At 31.9% G+C, this 22711-nt stretch carries 11 protein-coding genes; all 11 read right to left on the bottom strand.

The genetic code is table 11. The annotated features are described in order from the left end of the window. Positions 1 to 34 precede the first annotated feature (34 nt). Positions 35 to 1393, bottom strand: coding sequence for an ATP-binding protein (locus ABNT61_RS10275; protein ID WP_348743135.1), 1359 nt, complete (start codon positions 1391 to 1393; stop codon positions 35 to 37). 5 nt (positions 1394 to 1398) lie between these two features. Then, positions 1399 to 2217 (bottom strand): peptidoglycan-binding protein, encoded by an 819-nt coding sequence (locus ABNT61_RS10280; protein WP_348743136.1) that lies wholly within the window; start codon positions 2215 to 2217, stop codon positions 1399 to 1401. A 111-nt stretch (positions 2218 to 2328) separates the two neighbouring features. After that, on the bottom strand, positions 2329 to 3033 hold the full coding sequence (locus ABNT61_RS10285; protein WP_348711249.1) for a hypothetical protein: 705 nt from the start codon (positions 3031 to 3033) through the stop codon (positions 2329 to 2331). Positions 3034 to 3038: 5 nt separating this feature from the next. Further along, a complete protein-coding gene (locus ABNT61_RS10290) occupies positions 3039 to 7256 on the bottom strand; it encodes a DUF4157 domain-containing protein (RefSeq protein WP_348743137.1) in 4218 nt (1405 codons plus the stop codon). Between the two features lie 3 nt (positions 7257 to 7259). Beyond that, positions 7260 to 7820 (bottom strand): hypothetical protein, encoded by a 561-nt coding sequence (locus tag ABNT61_RS10295; protein WP_348743138.1) that lies wholly within the window; start codon positions 7818 to 7820, stop codon positions 7260 to 7262. Positions 7821 to 7848: 28 nt separating this feature from the next. Then, positions 7849 to 9000, bottom strand: a complete 1152-nt coding sequence (locus tag ABNT61_RS10300) for a DUF4157 domain-containing protein (protein ID WP_348743139.1) — start codon at positions 8998 to 9000, stop codon at positions 7849 to 7851. 3 nt (positions 9001 to 9003) lie between these two features. Beyond that, positions 9004 to 9462, bottom strand: coding sequence for a hypothetical protein (locus ABNT61_RS10305; RefSeq protein WP_348743140.1), 459 nt, complete (start codon positions 9460 to 9462; stop codon positions 9004 to 9006). Positions 9463 to 9504: 42 nt separating this feature from the next. After that, on the bottom strand, positions 9505 to 11562 hold the full coding sequence (locus tag ABNT61_RS10310) for a contractile injection system tape measure protein (protein ID WP_348743141.1): 2058 nt from the start codon (positions 11560 to 11562) through the stop codon (positions 9505 to 9507). 19 nt (positions 11563 to 11581) lie between these two features. Beyond that, positions 11582 to 16756 carry a hypothetical protein gene (locus ABNT61_RS10315; protein WP_348743142.1) on the bottom strand — a complete coding sequence of 1725 codons (5175 nt, stop codon included), beginning with the start codon at positions 16754 to 16756 and terminating at the stop codon, positions 11582 to 11584. Between the two features lie 51 nt (positions 16757 to 16807). Beyond that, positions 16808 to 19528, bottom strand: coding sequence for a hypothetical protein (locus ABNT61_RS10320; RefSeq protein ID WP_348743143.1), 2721 nt, complete (start codon positions 19526 to 19528; stop codon positions 16808 to 16810). Continuing rightward, positions 19516 to 22707 carry a baseplate J/gp47 family protein gene (locus tag ABNT61_RS10325; protein WP_348743144.1) on the bottom strand — a complete coding sequence of 1064 codons (3192 nt, stop codon included), beginning with the start codon at positions 22705 to 22707 and terminating at the stop codon, positions 19516 to 19518. The genes ABNT61_RS10320 and ABNT61_RS10325 overlap by 13 nt, the downstream gene beginning before the upstream one ends. Between the last annotated feature and the right edge of the window lie 4 nt (positions 22708 to 22711).

The raw sequence follows: 22711 nt of genomic DNA on the forward strand, positions 1-22711 counted from the left end.
CACTATCAAGATACTTTGAATTCATTCACATACTTTAAAAAGAAATATTAATTGTTTTTCCTTCTTTAGCATATTCTCTTTTGACGCCTTCCAGTAAATATTGGCGTTGAATAGTTTTCTTTTTATTTGCTAAGGTTTTTAAACAAGCAAAGTGAATAATATTTACAATGTTTGATCCTGTAATACTGAATTTCTTCGCCAATTCTTCAATACTTAATGACGGCTCTAACTCTATTCCTTTTGGTAAATTATTCTTCCATAACATTGTTCTTTCCTCATAACTTGGAGCTTCAAACTCTACGATATTATGAAAACGACGTGTAAATGCAGCGTCGATATTATTTTTGAAATTAGATGCTAAAATAATTAAGCCCGGATGCGCTTCTATACGTTGTAATAAATAAGAAACTTCTTGATTGGCATACTTATCATGTGCATCTCTAACATTGGTTCTTTTTCCAAAAATTGAATCGGCTTCATCGAAAAACAAAATCCAATCTTTATTAATCGATTTATCAAATAATTTTGATAGGTTTTTTTCGGTTTCTCCTATATATTTCGAGACTACCATAGACAAATCAACTCGATATACATCCTTTCCTGTATACTTACCCAATAAACTTGCAGTTAAAGTTTTTCCCGTTCCAGGAAGTCCACAAAATAAAACTCGATAACCAGGTTTTATTTTAGACTGCATTCCCCAGTCATTTAAAAGAGTTTCATTGTATTCTAGCCAATTTTCAATTTCTCTAACTTCAGTTAACGTTTTTGGATTTAAAACCAAATCTTCCCAATTTAGTTTTGTAGTTAATAAACTTGCTGGAAACTCTTGGCTCAACTGTGGTTTTAGTTCTTTACCAGTTAAAAATAAATGAACATATTCCTGATTCAAGATTATTTTTCCACTCATAAAAGGTTCACCATATGGAACTCTTTCAAGCTCTAAAATTGCTTTTTTAAACAATACACTACGGTGTAACATTCGATCTAAAACTTGAGTTCTTCCTATGGCTTCTTTACCCGCTAAAATGTATAAAAGTGTTTCACCTGTTGGTATTATTCCTCTATGGTTTTTTCCTTTTACACCTCCAAAACCCGGAAACTCTCCACCATTAGGAAAAAAATCAGTAATTATATCGGTAAAAAAATTAGGCAATATACTTGGTACTAATGCTATGAGTAAAACTAAAACCTCGTCATAGTCTAACTTGTGCTTTCTTACAAATTTTGAAAACTCTGAATTATCGCTTGCTATACTACTAAAAATAGGTAGTACAGGTTCTTCATTAGAAAATTCCTTTTTTAATCTGTAATCAATTACTTCTCTTAAGTAAGAGAATTTCTCATCAAAATGAGAAGCATTTGCTATTGTATATTCTTTTGCCTGTTTCATTCTCGTTATACTAAAGGTTCTATTGAGAAAACATCTATTTTAGATTTTAAAAGATTTCTCGTTCTTTTTAAAACAGCTACTCCGTTTCTTGAACCTGCAAGATTTGTGTTTCCTTCGATGGTTTCAATTACATCACCAGAAACAGAAGTAATAATTCCAGTGTGTGTCCAATCGTAAGGTGATTTTTGAATTAAGAAAATATCTCCTGGTTGTATCAAAGAAGAATCATTTCTCAATTTTGTGTATCGAGTTAAAATATTTTTATTCAAACCAGTTGTTCCTACTGTATCACAACTATATGTTAATGGCATTAAGGTTTTGAAGTTTTTTCCTTGTGCGCTTGCCGCCTGATCAATAATTGCTTGTACAAATCCCATACACCAATACCAAGGTGCACCATCCTTTCCATCCATATAAGCTCTTACCCAAGGTCCGCTATTCGCTTCTCCATTAATAATTAACTCGTAAGGATGATTTCTTAAATGATTCTCGGCAGTTTCTAAAACCAAATCTCTAAAATTCATAGAAGTAAGAGGCTTTTCGAAAGCATCTTTTAAATTTCCACAAAGCACATCAAAGGTCTCTTGTGTAACAATTCCGTTTTCGAATAATCCTTTCTCTCTTTGGAAATTTTTTACAGCTCTTTCAGTCGCAGGACCAAAATCACCATCTACGTCAGTAGCTGTTCCACTATTTGGATTTTGAATACTGTATAACGTTAACCAAGATTGGATTTTTCGAATGTCTTTTCTATTATTATGATCCCCATGTCTTTTTTGGGTATTTTTAATCATCAACTCTTTTTGATACCAGTCTTTTTTCATGTTTATAGTAGTTTTATTTGGTTTTTAAATTTAAAGAATAAACTTATAAAACAGTAAGTGAATTTATTGTTATTCTAAGGGTGAAATAACTGAAGAGATTGAAATTAAAATTTATAATTCTATATCAAAATCACTTAAATCTAAGTTAATATGCGGTAACATTTTAGGTAAAAATCGTTTCATTAACTCATAATATTCAGATTTTGTTTTGAACAAATAAATTAATTGCCAATAATGAAAGCCTTTGGCCTTGTAACATAAATTTAAATACTCCTCAATGTTTATTTTCATGTCATAAATTTCATTGGCATTTGTATGCACTAACCAAATATTATTTAATATCTCATTTCCTTCTTTTTTAACACATGCTGTTAAATCCCAGCAAATATCAAGAGGAAAAAAGTCATCTGGATTTTCTTCTCTATTAGATAATGTGTAATAATAACCTTGGTTTTTACAAAAATCGGCATTAAATATTTCCTCAGATTTTGTAATATTAATAAAACCACTTAAATACTCATTAACAACGCCCCAATCATATCCATTATCTAAATATTTTTCTTTTAACCATTTGTCTTCTTTGAATTGATTTACTGAGGATTCTTCTTCATCAACAATATTCCAAAGAATTGAAATATGAGAAATCTGATTATACATTTCACTTAAGCTATTAGGAAATAAAGTGTTCTTGAATAACTCTTTTAATTTTAGCTTTGATTTTCGAACAGACGATTTAGGAGTAGTTATCCTGATTGGACTATCGCCTAACTCTTCAAAAATTAACTTTTCATCAAATAAATCAAAAATATTTATCATAATTTCTAATATTTTATTGTTACTTCTTCAATTAAATCTCTTAGACTACTAAAAGCTGTATCAAATGCATTCTCATCAGAATAAAGCAATTTGACTGTTTTTCTAATATCGTTAGGATTTTTATATGTTATACTTTCTCTACCTTCTACTAGTTTGGTGAAAAACTGTCCTTGTAAACCACTGATATTATTATCTCTTGCCGCTTTTTTAAGAGCTGAAGCAGAAGATTCATTAAAATTTAACTCTTGAATTTCATCCGGTGGAGATTGAGTAAATGTTTTTTCTACTATTGTTTTTGAAGAATCAGGAGCTTGTGCTTCTAAATCATACTCTCCAACTTTCATATGCACCTGAGTAGGTATTTCCTCGAAATCTCCTTCATTTCCATAAGTTAGTGTAACATGATAGTAAATTACTTTACCTTCATCCCAAACTGCTTCTTTTCCTTTACTCTCAACTTGTTTTTCCATATCATCAAGATTCATTTTCCTTGTACCTGGGAATAAATTCCAACGTACTCCTGGCCCATGAAGTCGATGATTTAATAAATGAGCTCTTACCCAAGCTCCGCTAGATCTTAACGCAACTGGAATATCGGTCCATCCTAAAGGATCTTGTGTTGGAGTTGATCCTCTAGTGTTTCCTGGGATTTGTGATATAGGCTCAGCTGTTAATGTTTTTGCTTTACCATCTTCTAAAGTATGATCTACATGGGAAACAGGCATGTCAAAATCGTCAGGTAAAATTCCTACAACTACTAAATCAGCAGCAATATTAGTTAAGTTCGTTTGAATGTTGTCATATGCAGTTTTTACAGGAGTATTTCCATGCCCTTGTTGATAAGCATTATCAACTGCACTGCGATACTCTGATATATTAGATTCTAACAAACTTGTTTCAGATTTCAAACTTTGAATAGAAGTTTTCTTATCTTCAAAGTCAGGATCCAGAGCTCCATTTTCATCTATTTCTGCTTCTTTTTCTCTTATTAATGTAACTAAACTCTTTTTTTCACTATATACATTTTTCTCAACTCTTTGAATCGACCCTTCTAGCTTTAAGTTATGTCCTCCATCTACATTAACAGGAGCTGTCAATCCTATTATATTTTCTAACTCATTTTCAGCTCCTTCTTCAACTATATTTTCTCCATCTCCAGCTTCTAACTTAGAATTACCAGTTTCTGTATCTTGATTTCTATCGCCAAAACTTATAAAATAATCCCAAGTATTTTCTCCTTCTACTATTCTTGCCTCTAAAATAACATCGTGACTATTTTCAACACTGCTTAAAACATCTTCAGCCTGTCCTCTAGTTATTTTTCCTTCTTCATCTGCAGCTCTTCTAGAATTAGATTGTAATTCTTCTTTGGCAGTATCAATTAATCGTTGTTTTTCAGAAGCACTCATTAACGCAATCTCTAATAAATGTCTTCCATTATCTTGATCGGCATGTTGTACAAAAATGGCAACATGTTCTGCTTCTTCGTTTCTAGTTTCTATTTTTCGAATTCCATACCTACGTTTTACAGTACTAATTTTATCTTCTACATCTCCAATTGTTGGTTTTGGATTTGCATTTTCCATTTGAGATAAATCATCTAAAGCACGCATATATTTCTGCTCATCTGGAAGATTACTTAAATCTTCTTCTCTTCTTCCTGGAGGTAGTCCTTCTCCTTCTCCTGTAATCTCTGGATTTTCATTTTGATCTCCTGGAGCATTCTCTCCTTGCCATTCACCAGCTGGATTAGACTCACTATCTCCCATTGATCTTGGTGGTGGATCTGCCATTACATCTGCTGTAAACTTATCAGGATCAAACTCAACTGGTGAGAATGTTAACTCTGGTGGTTCTTCTCCTCCAACTAACCAATCTACATCTGCTCCAATTCCTAAACTATCTCCAATCGGATATTGAACTTCACCTAACGGGTACTCTTCTCTTCCATCAGGTGCTGGTGACCACCAAGGACTATCAAGTTCATAAAATAATGCTCCTGAAAGTTGCAAGAATAATTGCGCAGCAGCCTCAAAATGTCCTTTCAATCTTGATTCTCCAACTTTTCCACCTTCTGGAGCTTGCTCTTCTTTATATTCAAAAGTTGGCGTTGCTTCAGCATAAGCTCTCAACCCAGCAGCTGCGGTAACATTAACTCCCGCTTTAACGTCATGTCCAAGTAACGTAACTCCAACTCCTGCTTCTGCTTCTAATCCAAGAACGGCAAATGCATTAATTCCTAAAGTTCCCGTAATACTGAACTCCTGAAGCACATTCGGATCTGTAGAATATGTCCCTGTGAAACCAACGTTCTTAAGTACTAATGGTCCGAATCCTGCATTCGCAAACATTCCAATACTTGCAAATAAGAAAACTTGTCCAACTAGTGGAATACCATATCCCGCTCTAATTTCAACTTGGAAAATATCAACTTTCTTTCCTCGTTGTTCCATTAATTCTATTTCATCAGGAACAACAATTTCACCTACAATAGTAACATGACCTTCATTATCAATTCCAATTTTAGCTGTACCTTCTAACCAAGGTGTTATTGTAGCTTGTACTTCTCCCCAACCTGCTAATACTTGATTATTTTTTGTTTTTGGAACTGCTGCCTGATCTTGAGGTGGAGCTTCGGCTTCCTGTTCCATTGACTCAACTCCCAAAGCAGCATGCATCATTTGTGTAGAACGAGCAGCATCTGTAACTAAAAGTGTAATTTCTCCTGAGAATTTATCAGAATTCATACGACCCGTTCCTTGAATAGTAACTGCTCCATCATCATATTCAACAGTTAAAGATGCGCTTACGTTAGCAATATCAGCAGCAATTGTTGCTTGTCCACTTAACTTTCCATCTGCTCCACGAGATACATTAAATTCTCCTTCTGCTAAACCAGCAATATCTACAGTAGAATTCAATTCAAAAGTCATTGTTGAATCCGTAATTCCAAGACTTCCGCTAGCTTCAATATATCCATCTACATTAGCTGATAAATTATTAGCCCTAAAGTTTAATCCTCCATTTTCAAATCGATTTTCCAATCCTTCTGCAACTTCAATAGGACTTAATCCAAGGAAGCTCATTGCTTCTAAATTTTCATTAATTCCTTGTATAATTCCTAAAACATTAGGAACTACAGTTTCTCCTGTTCGAATACTTAAAAATCCAGTTGTACTTTGCTCTTCTCCAAAACTATTTAATACAAGAATTGGATGCACACCAGCCTCACGAAGCGGATTTAAAAACTCCATTCCTCGTACATCTAAATGATTATTTCTTCTGGAACTTGACAATTCAAACTTTTGTGTTTCTCCTTCAGCTGGTCGACCTAATTTTCTAATTTTTATGGTTCCTGAAAAACGTTCACCAATTTTAACTGCAACATCAAATTCTCTTGTTCTAGATTCTTGTTCTATATATGCTAACCAATCATCTGATAATTGTAATCCGTTTGTAATATCTTGTGGTTGAGTTGGTGGAACTAATGTTGTATTTTCTGCATCTCCTTCAGATTTTTGAACAGTATTTGATGGTGATGCTCCTTGTTGAACAGTATGGGTAAGTTCGTGTGCTAATAAGTGTTTTCCAGAGTCACTTTCTGGATCATACTTCCCTTCATTAAAGTAAATATCGTTTCCGTTAGTAAATGCTTGCGAACCTAATTCTTGATTCATTTGAACTGCATTATTATCGTTATGCACTCGAACGCCGCTAAAATCTGCTCCAAAGCCAGATTCCATTTCATTTTGAGTATCCTTAGGTAAAGCATTTCCTCCTCCTTTCGAACTATTCAAATCACTTTCTAAAGAAGAGTTATCATCTCCTCCTGACATTTGTACTTGTTGGATCCCATCTTCTTCCTGTTTTTGAATTTCATCATCTTCCTTCTGCTGTACATCTTCTTCTTGTTTTTGAACTGTTGACTCAGGTTTTAATTGAACGCCTGGAGAAATTTTATCGACTAAAGGTTTTTGTTGAATTTCAGAGTCATTTGATTCTTTCTTCTGAACTTCATCCTCATTCTTCTTTTGCACAGTAGGAGCTAAAAATGAACTTGGATTATCTTTTCTTCCAGCAACAATTTGATCGGCAGCTTTATCTGCTTCAACTTCATATTTATCACCAGGTTTCCCAACATTTAATTTTGGTTGAATAAATGAATTTACCGACGAATGATTCGTTGAATTAGGTTTTCTACTTTGTGATTTTGGTGCAAACATTAATTACTGCTTTTGAAGATTTAATTCTGCAGTAATTCCCGCATTAAAATCTTTAATTTTTCCTTCTATTTTTTCTCCATTACTGGTAATTTTACCTGTAAATTTCCCATTAGTACCAACGTAAGTTGTATAGGGAATACTAATACCGGACTGAGTAACCTTTCCTGATCCTGAAGCTGTGGTAATCCACTCTCCATAGACTAACGAATACTCTGTAAAACTTATAGTTCCCGAAGCTTCATGATTTATTTGATATCTCCCATTAGGATTATTAATATCTATCCATTTTCCGGTAAGATTATACTTTTTAACTACCTTTTTAAGCGTTTCAGGTTTAATATTGGTAATAACTTTAACCTCTTTCGTTTTCAAATCTTTAGGAATTTTGGTCTTATCTACCTTCACTTCCTTTTTTGGTTCTTCTTTTTTTTCATTTTTCGCACTGTCTTTATTACCGATAATACCAACATTGTACAGAATTGTAATAACACTACCAATTGCTGTTATTAACCCGGTAATAGCAATTATTGACGTTGAAAATTTTGTTTTTGTTGCATCTGGCATATCTCCTAAGTTTTACAGTTTTAAAAAATCATCGCGTGGCTTGGACATTTATACAGCAATAAGAATTACTGTTTCCAATCACGGCGATAAAAGTTCCTCCAATAGGAGGAATCATTGTCATCATACTTTGAAAACTAGCTGCATAATGGCCAAACATTACTACGGTAGTTCCAAAAGGGGCAATTGAATTATGAGATAAACTACAACCTGCTCCAGGTAAATAATAAAACTTTACAACTGTTCCATTTGGAGCATCAGTTGTACCCATAACTCGGAGTCTCGGAGTAATAACACCTCTTTTTGCTTTTCCGGTACAAGAATAAGTTGGATTTGCTTGTTTTTGTACTTGCTTTTGTACCATTCCTTTTTGTTGAATGGTATGCGTTAACTCATGAGCTAAAAGATGTTTTCCTTCTTTAGAATTTGGGTTGTATTTGCCTTCATTAAAATAAATATCATTACCGTGAGTGAAAGCTTGTGCGCCAATATCATCACTCATTTGTTGTGCCTCAGCATCATTATGAATATTTACTTTTGAAAAATCTGCTCCAAAACCAGACTCCATTTCTTTTTGAGTTTGACGATCTAATTTTTGACCTCCTGATCCACGTCTTAATCTATTTTCGATAGATGGTGCTCCGTTCGTTTTTCCTTTAGTTTCTTTTGCTTGAACCTCTTCCTCCTCTTTTTTTTGTGCTGCTTCTTCACCTTCACAAGCTTCACATTTAGCTTGAACTTCTTCCTCTTCCATCATTTGAACTTCCTCATCTTCTTTACTCTGAACCGCTTCTTCTTCCTCCATCATTTGAACTTCCTCATCCTCTTTACTCTGAACTGCTTCTTCCTCTTCCATCATCTGAACTTCTTCATCTTCTTTACTCTGAACCGCTTCTTCCTCTTCCATCTTTTGAACAGGTTGTTCCTCCTCTGCTCCTTCCATTTTTTGAATTAAAGGACTTACTTCTGAAACCAACGGTTTTTGTTGAACCTCTTCTTCCATTCCTTTACTTTGGACATTAGCATCAGTACCAGAATTATTTACAACCTGATCAGCCATTTTATCGGCCTCAACTTCATATTTATCGCCAGGTTTCCCCATTTTAAGTTTGGGTTGAATAAATGATTTGTTTTGATCTTTATTCTGGTTTCCTTGTTTATGTTTTTTATCTCTTATAAACATGATTTAGGCTGTTTTAGTTGATTTTGCTTCTGCTCTTTTCGATTTTGTAATGTCTTGAATCAGCCCTACAATTTGATGCCAACCATCTGTTCCACCTGCTATTACAACTGCAGTTAATACTGTATCTATAAATTTGAATACTATAGCTTGAATTGAGAAGGTTTCGGAAGGAACTTCCATGAATCTTTCTAAAATTCGAAATCCAGCAATTGCCAAAACAATACCAATGCTAAAGGAAGCCATTGTTGTTTTTTTAATATTTACTTCCTTGGTATCTGACTTCGATACAATGAAAATTTCGTTGAATCGTTCCGTTAATGCTAAAATAATTGGGAACGACATGAAAAGAGTACTCAGCTCAATGTCTTTAATAGGTTTTAAATTGATTAACTCTAGATCGATTTTAAAAAGTATTATTGCCGTAATTGCAATCGGTATTAAGTATGCTAGTTTAGTTTTCATGAGTAAAAGGTTGATTATTATTGATTACTCCAATCATTCTAATTACCAATCTGTAAATAGTAATGTTTTCATCCAAGGAAGTTTACATAAACTGTAATTCCATGGTAACTTGTCTAATAAAATATCTTGTGTTTTTCTTTCTATTGTAATGTGTGGATTGTCTTTCGTAAGATCCAGTTTACCTTGTCTTTGAATAAACTCATTTCGAATCAAATCTGAAGAGGAATTTTTTAATATTTCCCAGTTCTGAACTATGGATTGCAATAGGTTTTCAGCGTTTTCCTTGAGTTCATCAGATAGCGTAATATTTCTTTCAATGGTTTGATGAATTGGAACATTACATAGGAATTTTTCAAAAATCAAATTACTTTCAAGCTGCTTCTCTCTCTTCGTGGCTACATAATTTAATAAATGAACTGCTTCAGTAGGTTTGATGATTTCATTTTTGTCATTCAATAAATTACAAGAGGCAAAGAACTGTTTTAGAAAAGGGTGAATTAAAATCAATCCTGCATTTTTAATGATGTAAGATTTTGGTTTATTAAATCCTTTAAAAAGTTCTTTTATATTTTTCAAGTCTGATAGTTTTTGCTTTTGTAATTTGTCTTGTTCTTCACTTCTCTGTGATCTCTTTACTTCTCTATTATGCTCCTTTTGATACGATTCAAATTGTTTCTTTTTTTGAATTTCATCATCTAAGTTCACGTTCTCACTTTGATAAGAATTTTCGCCTTTCGTATTTTGTACTTCGGAGGTTTGATTACTATTGTTATTCCTATATCCGTCTTTATTCAATTGAACATTTTTTAAATGAGATTCATCGTTTATTTTATTGGGTTCTGACTTACTTGAAACTTCACTTGAAGAATTTCTTTCATCTATATCTAGATTCGTGTTTTCTTTGTTTGAAGTATGATCAACATTGGTAGTTGTTTTCGCTTCGTTAGAAACATCATGAACCGAGTTTTCTACAGATAAGAATTCTTGATATTCTTGATTTTCATCCTGACTATTTGATTCAACGTGATTTGCATTTCGAGCATTTTCTAGATCTAGCAAATGTTTCTCTTCTGAAAGTTTTCCATTGGCTTTACTAGTAAAATCTATTTGAGATTCTTTCGTTTGGATTATCTGATTTTCACCTAAACCTGAGTTAACTTGACCTTGTACATCATGAATTTCATTACTCAGTTTTTGATTCGTTTCATATGTTTCATTTTCATTATTCTCGATGAAACTATGAGATACTAAATCGTCTAATTGTCGTTTGATTTCAAACGATAAGCTATTTAAAACCTCTACTTTATTTGAAGTTATTTCGTGTAAGAACTCTTTCAATATTTTTACTGATGTTGTTTGGCTTTGATTCTCTTTTTCATGAATCATTTGTACAGCCAGTTCGAAGAAGATTGAATCATCTTTTCGTACAATAGCTTCTGAAAAACAATTCCATAATTCTTTCTTTATTTCAGGATTAGTCCCAAATACATTTGTTTTTGAAAGTTCCTGTTGCACCTCACTTAAGACTAAAGATGTATTTGAAATTCCTAGAAATAATAAATGTAATTCTTCATCAAAAAACTGATTAAACAAACGTACTTTTTGACTTGGTGTTTGAAGAACCTTTAAGAACCTAAAACTAAAGTTTGACGTTTCTGTTATTTCAAAAATGTCTCTCTTACTAAAACTGAAATTATTTGATGGATTATTCCACCAAGACAGTGTTCCACTTTCTAAAAATTCGAAAAATGTATCTGCTTTTGTTTTCTCTCTTGATGATTCAAAAACCTCAATATCGTGAACCTCTGGCTGACTCATTATTTCTTTTAATTGATCAGAAATTTTCTTTTTAAAATCTCTTTTAGCAATCTCAGAAGTCAATGAAAAATCTTTAGCGTTTACATCAATATCTAAACTTAGTTTGGGAATTCGTTTGATAATATCATCTGTAGAATTTGATTCAAAAAAGGATTCAAGTAAAGGAAATACTTCCTCTTTTAAAAACGTATCAATTGAATTTTTCAATTCGTTTGCTACCTTCTTAGTATTAGTATTAATGTCTACAACGACCTTATTAATAATATGTTCTTGAATCCTCATTTGAATCGTCCCCCAAATTTTAACGCACTGTATTTGATAGCGTTTTTACTAATTTATTTATAATGTAATCTCTAATTAAAGTAGAGTTGATTTCCGCAGCACATTTCTCTAAAAATGTTCTCAAGTTTTCTTCTGGATTGTCTGGAGATACTTTGACATCAATATTAATTTGCATCTCAGAAAATTCTCTCAAGTCTAATTCAATTGCATCTAAAACTCTTTGTATTTGTAACGCAATTACATTTTCTCCATCTCCTTTAATCTCTAAAGTTTTTGGGTCTTGGCAATGCAGAATTAAGATGTAAATCTTCACCTGTGCTCTGTAATATTTCTTTAAGATTTCGTTATCAGGATCCTGTTTAATTGCTTGTTCAGTATCTCCTAGTAATGCTAAGAATGGTTTTTCAAGTTCTCCGTTTTTACTTCCATTCGTGTAATTTGCTAGATCTTTTAAAACTCCTGCATATAGTTTCTTTGTAGGATTAACTATTTCTTCTAAAATATCTGGTCTATCACTAGCATCTTTATCTCCGAACAATTTTTGTTCTGCTTCCAAGGCATTTTTTACAACCTCTTCACATTTACTAATTACTGTATTTGAAACATCTATAGTTTGCGTAGTTGTATTGGTTCCACAGTGACTAATTACCGTTAATGAAATACGAATTGAATCTCCATCATAATTTGCCAAGTCAACAGGAATAGTTTCTTTAGTAGTTTGTGGCTCGCCTTCTTTTCCATTTATACTCCAAATGTATTCGTTACCAGTTTCAGAAGTATTTGTTAGGGTTAACTCTCTAGTTTCAATATTAAAAGTGTGTGAAAAACTTGCTTTTGATCTTTCCGTTACATTTATTGATGCTGTTACTGAAGTTCCAACTAATTCAACATCTACAGTTCCGGCTGTGGTTAAACCAGCATTAGCAGCTACAAATTCCCAAACACCTCTTTCTTCATTATAGGTAATTCCGTTTCCTTGTAAAATCATTCCTTCTATTTTAGGATCGATTCCTATAACATGAGGCGTTTTATCTTCCAAACAGAAAATTGCATCTGGTACTTCGATATTAAAATCTGGATAAGCAACTACTACATCAATAGTATCTTGAGAAGAACATCCATTTTGATCTTTAACTGTTACGGTTACTTTGAATGTATTAACCGAATCTGGTTCGATTACATATTTAGGAGTAAACATTTCTGTTTCCGATTTTTGACCTTCAGATTCCCAAGCGAAATCTAATAATCTTGAATCTGCTCCATCTGGTAATTTAATAGTGAAATCTCCTTGATAGAATAGTTTTTCATCTTCCCAAACAAAGCCACTTGCTTTTCCTTCTAATATTTCAATTTGTTTGACTTTATGAATAATAATGCTCGCATTTGTTGGTTGCCCATCTTCATCAAATCGAATTAATTCTTCATATGCTGTAAAATCTTCTGAAGTAATTACTAACTCATTACCTTCTATAGCAACTCCGGGAATTGGAATTCCATCTACAGTAATAGTTCCTCCAATATTGGTAAATTCAATTCTTGCAACTTTTTCTGTTTCTACATTTAAACAATATGATGGTTGAATTGCTAATTCAGAAGGTGTTTCCGTTTCAAAAACAATAGTTTGTATAGGAATAATTTTACTACACGGACCTAATGAAACTTCTAACGAAGGTGTTACGGCATTTAAATCGTTAACCGGTAACGTATAAGTGTGTACAAATTGATTGTCAACTGGAGTCCTTTCCTCTTTCACTCCATTTCCTAAGAAGTCAAAATTATAGGTTACTTGACTGATAAAATTTGCTGCAATAAAGCTATCGTTATCCCATTTTAAAGAGAATGTTACATCAGCCTCTAGCGAATCATCTTTATAAACAGGTGGACTCGCTACAATGCTTAACTTAATATCTGGATAAACGATAATCTGACAATCAGTTGGCTCATCGTTCATGGTAAAGTTTATGGTTTTACCAAGATAGTTCTCATCAATTTTGGTAACATCTAACTTTGTTTTATTATCTACAGGATCTACAAATATTCCTGATTCAAAATCTTCTGGAATATCTGATTTTACAATTCCATCAATTGGTAATTTATTAAATACTAAAGGTTCAATTGTTTTGCTACTATCTAAGCATACATAACTAACTGGCAAGCTTAAGAAAACTGGTTCTTTTGGAACAATAAAGTTTACAGGAGCACAATCTGAACAGCATAAATATGGTAAAGAGAAATCTGCAACAACTGTATTTCGTAATGTTTCGTTTTCTCTGATCACTTCGTTTTCATCAAAATACAATCTGTTGGTTGTTCCTAATACATTCGGATTGAAAATTTGGAAATAGAATTGATCTTTTGGAATCAATCGATCCTTAATGGTAATTCTCATTCCTACAGAACCATCTTTGTACATTAATGTTCCTTCGGCAGAAATTACATCTCCTAAACCTGCTCTAGTCCAAGTTCTATTTAAAAATGAAGTAAAATTAACTACAGTATCTCCAAGCGTTTTTCCAACTAAAACTACATCATCATCTAAAAACAATCGTTTTGTAAAATCTGGTGATTTTGCATCTACAAAAGAGAAACTAATTGAGGAACTTTTATCCCAAAGATTAATAACTCCACCGTTTTTAAAACTAAATAAACCTTCTCTTTCCAAAAATTCATTTTTAACAGGAAATGCATTATCTCTAATGGTATCAAAAATAGTATCATGAGGTTTTTCATCACTTGGTTGATTTCTGAAAATTACATCCAAAACAACATCGTTAAATGTGTTAGAATCTGTAGCATTCTCAGTAACATAAACCATTACAAAAGTTCCTCCTGGAATTACTCCGGCTTTATGTTCTAAACCAGGGTGTTGTTTTACAAATTCTGATAATTGGATTTTTTGTAAAATCTTTTCCTTTCTTTTTTCTATTTCTGCTAATAGGGTTTCTAGCTTTTTACCAGAACAACAAACAATCGATAATTGATTGATCATTAACCCTAATATTTGCTTTGTAGAAAGTTCTAAAGTAGTGCCGTTATATTTTGCTTGTAGCTTTTTAACTTGCTGACATAAATTATCAATAGTTAACTTATAACTTACTAAAATAGTATCGTTAATATCTCTAATATTTAATGGAACTTTAGTATCTAAAACATAAGCATGTACTAGAGTTTCTGTAATATCTGTTAGAATAAAATCTGACAATTCTGGTTCTTTTACCCAAGCCTCACTCTCTCTAATTGGAGCTATTTCTTTCTCCAATTCAACAATAATATCACTAGACGATCCTCCTTTATTTCTATCGAAAATGGTTTCAATAATTCCTCCTAAAGCATCTTCCTCTTTCGTTAAGTTTTCTTTTATGATATTTCCTTTGAAAGTTTCATAATAGGCATCTTGGTCTTGAAATAGAAAATCTCCTTTACCAACTACTTCATTTCCTGATGTTGGAAATTCTTTACCGACAATACCTGTTCTTGTAGAAGATTCAGCTCTTAATGATAATTCAGCATCAAAAACAGCAGCATCTGTTGCTGCTCCTTTTACATTTCTATATTTATCTGCTATTATGTTTACTTTCGGGTCAGTTGTTTTAAATGCTGAAAATGTTTTACTCACTTCAGAAAGAATACAGTTTTGTTCTGCCTTCCAAGCGTTCAGTAACATTTTTAAATCTTCAAACTGACACTCATAATCGTTAATATTAATGGTTTGAGTAGTTGCATTTATGGAAAGCGTTTTTATATCAAAACTTAATCCGTAATCTTTCTTTAATTTTTGAATTTTAGCTAAAGCCTCGCCATACATTTTTCCTTGATGACCTTCAATTCGATAAAAATCATTTTTATCGATGCTGTAATCTAAAGGTCTTTGAATTGGTAGTGATTTATCTAAATTATCTTTATGATAACTTAAATTTTCATCTGCTTTGTAATTCACAGTTTTATTATAGCTCCAATTATGTAATAACTCATTCGATACGTTATAATAAAAAGGAACTGCTTTATCACTTAATGTAGTATGAGCCATTGAAGGTGTGATTTCAATGTCATCTGTTTCTGTAGTTCCGATGTAACTATTAGCAATAGAAATTGCTCTTTCTAATAATAGTTTTGCTTTGGCCAGATTTTCATTTTCTGTACTTACAATTGGTGAATTGTAAAAACGATGTCTTAATTCTGGAAATTCAGTTTCAGTAATTTTTCCAAGCATTAAGTGTTTTGGAAACGCTCCAATATCTGGACAACAATTTACATTGATATGTAATAGCAGTTCTTTGATTTCATTGTATGTATCTACTAAATCTTTTAACGCATCATATCGATATTGAAAATCTAAAGGAACACTAAGAGCGCTAAAACTGAATAATGATTTTATTTTTGAAGTGATACTCGATAATCCGAATTTATTAAAGATTACCTCATATCCTAAAATTAAATCGGTAACAATAGATTCATCCTTAATTGCCGAATTATATAATCCTTTAAGCGATGTAAATGTTTCAGTATTATCTTCATTCAGTACAACTCTTCTAGAATCAACAACAGGAAGTGAATCGTTTATTTTATACCAATCGTGCTGAGTAAAAATATCATCCTTTGTAGCAATTGCTTCTAAATCTTCACAACTAATTAATAAAACACGTAGGTTATTGATTTGCTCTATACCTTGATTATCACAATTCAATTTATTACAAAGCGCATCTTCATTAGGATATTGTTCTAAATACAATATCACAGCCATTTTATTGATCTCGGGAAAATCTATTAACTCAGAAAACGTACTATCATTTTCTGGATATACTTCCCAAAGTTTATATTGTTCTTTTTGTGAGTTTAAAAACTTCGGGTATTTACCATCATTATCTTCAAATTTTTTAAAAAACTTAAACTTCTTAGACTTTAAATTTTTCTCAATTAAGTTATGAAACTGAACTAAATCTCCATCTGTAGTAACACCAACACCTTGACTAATTGTTAAACTTTCAATTGCTGTTTTATCGTTAACAAATTCTGGTGTAAGTTGAAATCCGCATGCTATTCCAATTCCGCTTAATCCAATTCTCGACAATCGATCTTGATCATCGAAATATTCGATAAACGCATTGAGTTGTTTTGCCGTTAATACCTGATTAGCATTAAACTTACTATATTCGGTTGTGATGTTTTTAAGCTTCGCTTCTAGTTTAGTTTCCATACCCTATTTGTTTTGGCTGTGTTATGAAACACTATGTTTTGTTGATTCTACTTAGTTGTTATCTGTGTTTTCTTCTTTATCTGCTTCTATAATTCCAATACTTGATTGCCCTAGAATTACTCTTCCGTCTAAGGCCTCATCCTCAGCATCGCAATCTGTTAATCGACCTACTGGATATACCGTATTTAATTCTCGCATTGCAATCATTAAATTTTCAAGTTCATCTTTAGGTTGTTCTTGTTCTAGCTTGGTTTTTTCGAATAAGTATTCTTTATATGCTTTTTCAAATCGGAATAAATCATTGTCTTCTGAAATTCCTTTTCTTGCTCCTACCCAACAAATTTTTGGTAGAATATGTGCTGGTAATTCTTCACGAATTACATCTTCCATGTATCTTCTAAAATCTGGATTTGAAAAACGATATGTGAATCCTGGTAATACAATACTTACTCTATATGAATACGGATCAATAGTCCCACAATCATCACAATTATCTGCACAGATTGTAAAGAATCCTTTATCAGTATCTGTATTTACATCAGGACGTAATAAGATGTGTTCTACTAAGAAAATGCCTTCTTCAGTAAACTCTTTTTTCATAAAACTGATGATTTCCAGAATTCCTTCTTTTAATTCAGCAGCGGTATCGTAGTATTTAAATTGTCTTGCAATTATGTAGTCTACGCTGGTTTCAGGTTCTTCTGGATTAATTACATTGAATGAATATCTAATTGCAGTTTCTGGATCTTCTGGTTCTGTTTCATGAACCGATAAAAATCCTATTTGTAAACCATCTATATCACTTCTTTCAAAGGCTTTCTCTACTTCTTTCTCTGAAGTTTGAACAATTTGTAAAGCGGCAAAATATAATTCCTCAATAGCTTTCGCTGTAGTTGGATAATCGTCTGTAGCGGATAAAATTATATTTCCTTCTGCATCTTTAACTCTCCAACGATATACAGTTTTTCCATCTGATTCTAAATCATAAACCTCAACATTAGAATCGGTAAGATGTCTTCTTTTTTCATTAGTAACTCCCATCAAACGGGCTATTCGTTTTTGAAAGCCAGATATATTTAAAGTGTTCCAAAGATTGTTTTTAGGTTGATTGTAATAATTAAATGCTAATCCTCTATGTGCGCTAATTACTTTATAGTCTTTTAAAAATGCTTCTTTATTTGCAAGAACAATTTCATCAGTTGCTGTTCCATAAAGTGCTTTCATTAAAAATGTATATTCTCCAAATCGTTCTGCAAATCGAGAAATCAAATGATCTAAAATGGAATTTCTTCTTTCAATATTATTATCAAACTGATGTAATAAAAGCTCCGTTAGTTCATCATCATTTGATTGTGGATATTCACTAACTAGATCTTCAAATCCTTTTATATCTTTTATCGCTTGTGTAAAAAATGAACGACTTTCTACTCCAGAAACAGAAAGTAACGTACTTACTTCGGACAAATGCTTGAAATACGTTGCTAATATTTGATCGAAAAATGTCAAATATCCTTTTAATTGTTTTGCCTTTGCTCTTCTTGAATTGGTAACATGAACAGATAATCCTTCTTGGCCAATTCCGTAAGCATCAGGAAAATCATTTTGAATTGTAGTATATTCTTGAGATTCTAAAACAATCCCTTTTGGTAAAGGTAATTTTAAGTCGTCTTTTGTTAATTGTTGTGCAATAATTACATCTTCTTTAAGCTGATTTTTATATTCTTCAACTCTGTCGTAATTCAAATTCAGAGGTAAAAATCCTTTAGTAAAGTTGAATGTGCTTTTATTGCATAACATAGGCTTTTTGTCTGCATCTATGCATACCACCCATTTGTTTTCTTGAGTTAATGTTTCATCGCAAAAGCCAACAGAAATATCTTTAATTAGTTTTACACCTTCAATATTCATGATAATTTTCATGACATCTGAAAGACGAACTTCTCTTCTTAATTCTGCATTTTTTAATTCAGCTACATCGATAAAACCATTATTTAATATTGGACCTTCAAAAATTTCATCTGTAGTATATCCTTTGTTTTGCATCTCTTCCAAAGAATAAAACTGTAATGTAGGTGATAAATAGTTTTCTATTTCAAATAAAATATTGGCGTATACCCATTCTTCATCAACTTCACTAAATACATCTATGTTTGCACAAATAGCAATAGGTTGATCTTCTACTTGTTTGATATCAATTAAATCTTCACATAAGTTTCGATTACTATGATAAGTACTTTTAATTTCCTTTATTACGTTACTTTGATTTGCCTCTTCGTCAAAATCTACCAATAATGAGTACAAACCTTTAAGCTTAAAATCTTTTTGAAATTCCTCTGGTATGTCATTAAACTTAGCGTAAGAAAGTAAACTGTTTTTACAATCTACAAATACTTGTTTCTCGTACTTTCTTAACCAACAATTCTTTACACCAGGTAAATCAATAAATAGTTTTCTATAGTCTAATTCGTTTACTGGTTTTGAAGGAAAAATCTCTGAAGCTTTGTAAAACTGTGTATGTAATGCACGTTTTGGATCTTTTGATGCTAATAAGTTTTCTAATGGAATATCTATTCGCATACCTAAATCAGTAATTGCATAACACAACATTTCTAAGATGGTAATTCCTGGATCGTGAGAATTAAAATCTGTCCATAATTTACCTCCTAATTGTTCTAAATAAGAAATTCCTTCTTTGCGTAAAAAATGAAAATCTAAATCGTTATTAGACGTTACATTTTTAGGAATAGTGATATGTTGATTTATAGTTGACATACGGGTTCAATAGTGGTTTTGGTTCCTTGACATGTAGTTAATACTGTACTTACTGAATGTTCTTTTGCAGAAACTAAAATGGATTTAGGATCGCTTGGAACAATTTGATACAAATCTGCATCTCCATTCATCGTTACATTTTGTAGATAGTCTACGTAAGGAAGTTTTTCTATATAATCTATCAATACACTTTTATGAAGCATTACTCCAAATGTTACTTCTTTGGTATCGTCAAATGCCCAAGGAGATAAGAATTTGGTAATATCAGTTTTCAACTGTTCTTTATAAAAACTCTCATCATATCCTTCATAGAATTTTGCTTCTAATCCTATGGTTACTTCTTCGTAATTTGGATTGATAATTTTGGCATTAACATGTAATGTATTTAGTGCATTAACATGATCTTGTATTTTATTAAGCAAAGCCATACTTACTCGTGGTTGATAAATATCAAATACGTTTTTATTCACAGTATCTGGAACAACAACAATTGTAACATGTCCGGCTGCAGTAAAGCTAGTCTCGGAAGTATGATTTAAACATTTTGCTTTATAAATTTCTGGGAACTCTTGTAGGATTATATTTTCGTAATCCCAAAGTGTAATTGTTCTATTTTTATGACGTAATCGTTCGCTAATTCTTCGGTAAAAGTTTTCATCAGTTTCTTCAGGACTTCCGCCAAATGCATTGTATGGTTGTGTTACCGATTTTACTTGAGGTATCCTGGTAACCATTTTTTTTATGGTTCCTGCAGGTAATCCGTCTTTTAAATAACTAGCTTCGTTATTATTATTTTCAAAACTAGCTAAAACTGCCTGCGCATGAATATCAATAGTTTGACAAACTGCATCAAACGACTTATTCATTTGAGCTTTTATCCAAACAAATCCTTCAGGCAACAATGTATTATCTGCCGTTGTTTCTCTAGGAATTGAAAATTTAATTATTCCAGATTTCAAGAAGTTATCTGTGTCATTTGAAACAATGCTATTCTCTAGACTTTTCCATTTGTTATTACATAATACGGACCAATGGATTTTTTCAGTTTCTTCAAAACTTGGTACTAAAGGATTTTCACTTCCTTCTAATACTTGAAATAAAAGAGAAACGTTTTGCTGATTAACAACATTTTCTAATCCGATATACAAATGTCCTCCTGTGCAATAACGTGGAACTAAAAATGTTTGAATTGTATCTTTATCGAATACATCAATTATATTTTTCTCTTCTTGTAAATATTTCTTGGTTGCATAGTTTTCTTCACTTTGTCCAAATGCATGTTCATGAAATAATTGAATTCTGTTCTCAGTAGTAAAAGCCTCAGACATTACCAACGATTCTTCTGCTACATAATTAACTGAAATACTATCGATAAGCGGAGTGTATGGATCATTCGGTAAATCCAGACTTTTACTTTGAGAACTTACGGACAGGGTGTATAATTTTGGAAATAGTTCGTGTAAAAAAGATTGCTCTAACGATAATTGTAAAGGTCCTGCTTTATTTATATCATAAGCATTTGCATCATTTTCTGTAGTAATTATTGTGCTATAAACTACCTCTTCTTTATCTCCATCTCCTATGGTTTCTCTTCCGAATAGATTAATAATTTCTCCCGCAGTTTCTTTCGAAACTCCTGCTGCGTGTAATAATCTTTTTTCTACTTTAAAATGTTCATATCCAGATACGATTAAGTTACTTTCAATAACAGATGCATCTTTATCTATTAATACTGCATAATCTTCAATTGAATTAAATTGTGAAGACTTTATGTAAGCCGAATACCAACTTTTAAAATCATCTGGTACATTTTTCCAATTTAAATTAACTGTAAACTCAGACCATTTTTTTGAAAAAGCTTCTTGGTAATTCACTAAAAAATTACTCCCTGTAATTGGTCGAGTTGTAAATGGATTGAAAGGTTTATTTGATTTTAATGTACCGTTATCATTCTCGATATCTACAGAACGAACACCTTCAACATTGGTATTTATTACAATTTCATTGAGTGTATTTTCAGCTAAAATTTTATAAAAATCATAACCTGAAGTGTCTGATAGATTAAACTCAAAACGAACTAGTGGATGAGTTGTGTTGTATTTGGTAAGTAAAAACTCTTGATTGTAATTTACTAAAGCATCAGCATCATAATCTAATTGAAATGTAAAACTGATGTTTTTTTTATTTGTATTTAAATTACCAACGCTTACTCCATCAATTAGAGTTAATTCTGGTTGAATCCATTTTTCTTTACCACTAGCATAAATAGAAACGGTTTCTAATAACTCATCGATTTTTAAAGTTTCGCTACTAAAGTTTTCATTAAAGTTGAAAGTTATAGTTACTATCCTTAATCCTTCCTTTAAAGACAACATTGGAGAAGCAACCGAAAAACCAAGATTTGCGTCTGGTAATTCATTTACATTTTTTGCGGTAGCTGGATAACCAAATGGATACCAAAATGGTTTATCTTCAACCAATGGTTCTTCTAATCCGTCTTTAGTTTTAGCATTTGCACTAGCCTTAATTTTTTTAAGATCTTCTGAATTGTTATTGTAAACTGTTTTTATTTGGCTAACAACAGTTTTGTTTGCGATTAACTCTTCTTCAGTTTTATAAACTAACGGATTTCCTAAGGAATCTTTTTTCGCATCTAATGCCGTATCTTCCTTAATTTGTTGATCTGAAACTTTCTTAGCTAGTTCAAAAATCACATGAGCTTGATCTGCAATTGGTTCTCTTTTATCTACTTGTAATATTTCTTTGTAATAAAAGTCTAAATGACGTTTAGTTAGTTGATTAAATCTTTGCTTAGATAATTCTAATAAGTTTAAAAAGCAGATGAATAAAGTTAAGTGTGGTGTTAATTCAGATTTTTTAGAAAATTCCTCTAAATTTTGTGCAACAGATTCTTTTAATTTATCATAGTCTCTAGTTCCTCTATACGGAATAGTATCTGTTGTAAATTGCTTAAAAAAGTTTCTCCAATCTCCAGAAGCTACTTCGTAATTACTTGTTGAGAAGTAGTTTATGTTTTGAGATAAGTTATAGGCAAATAAAATCCAATCTTCAATGGTAAAATCGTGTAATTCGAAATTCTCTGGATCTAAAGCCTGAATAAATCTTTGCTCTTGTCCGGTTCCGTTACGTTTTAATATGTTAGGTATGATTTTACTCATGATT

It is taken from the genome of Tenacibaculum sp. 190524A05c (assembly GCF_964036595.1).
Classification (GTDB): domain Bacteria; phylum Bacteroidota; class Bacteroidia; order Flavobacteriales; family Flavobacteriaceae; genus Polaribacter; species Polaribacter platacis.

What these genes read in the sequence shown, in the direction of transcription:
- ABNT61_RS10275 (WP_348743135.1), bottom strand. Translation starts at nt 1,393, where the DNA reads ATGAAACAGGCAAAAGAATATACAATAGCAAATGCTTCTCATTTTGAT.
- ABNT61_RS10280 (WP_348743136.1), bottom strand. Translation starts at nt 2,217, where the DNA reads ATGAAAAAAGACTGGTATCAAAAAGAGTTGATGATTAAAAATACCCAA.
- ABNT61_RS10285 (WP_348711249.1), bottom strand. Translation starts at nt 3,033, where the DNA reads ATGATAAATATTTTTGATTTATTTGATGAAAAGTTAATTTTTGAAGAG.
- ABNT61_RS10290 (WP_348743137.1), bottom strand. Translation starts at nt 7,256, where the DNA reads ATGTTTGCACCAAAATCACAAAGTAGAAAACCTAATTCAACGAATCAT.
- ABNT61_RS10295 (WP_348743138.1), bottom strand. Translation starts at nt 7,820, where the DNA reads ATGCCAGATGCAACAAAAACAAAATTTTCAACGTCAATAATTGCTATT.
- ABNT61_RS10300 (WP_348743139.1), bottom strand. Translation starts at nt 9,000, where the DNA reads ATGTTTATAAGAGATAAAAAACATAAACAAGGAAACCAGAATAAAGAT.
- ABNT61_RS10305 (WP_348743140.1), bottom strand. Translation starts at nt 9,462, where the DNA reads ATGAAAACTAAACTAGCATACTTAATACCGATTGCAATTACGGCAATA.
- ABNT61_RS10310 (WP_348743141.1), bottom strand. Translation starts at nt 11,562, where the DNA reads ATGAGGATTCAAGAACATATTATTAATAAGGTCGTTGTAGACATTAAT.
- ABNT61_RS10315 (WP_348743142.1), bottom strand. Translation starts at nt 16,756, where the DNA reads ATGGAAACTAAACTAGAAGCGAAGCTTAAAAACATCACAACCGAATAT.
- ABNT61_RS10320 (WP_348743143.1), bottom strand. Translation starts at nt 19,528, where the DNA reads ATGTCAACTATAAATCAACATATCACTATTCCTAAAAATGTAACGTCT.
- ABNT61_RS10325 (WP_348743144.1), bottom strand. Translation starts at nt 22,707, where the DNA reads ATGAGTAAAATCATACCTAACATATTAAAACGTAACGGAACCGGACAA.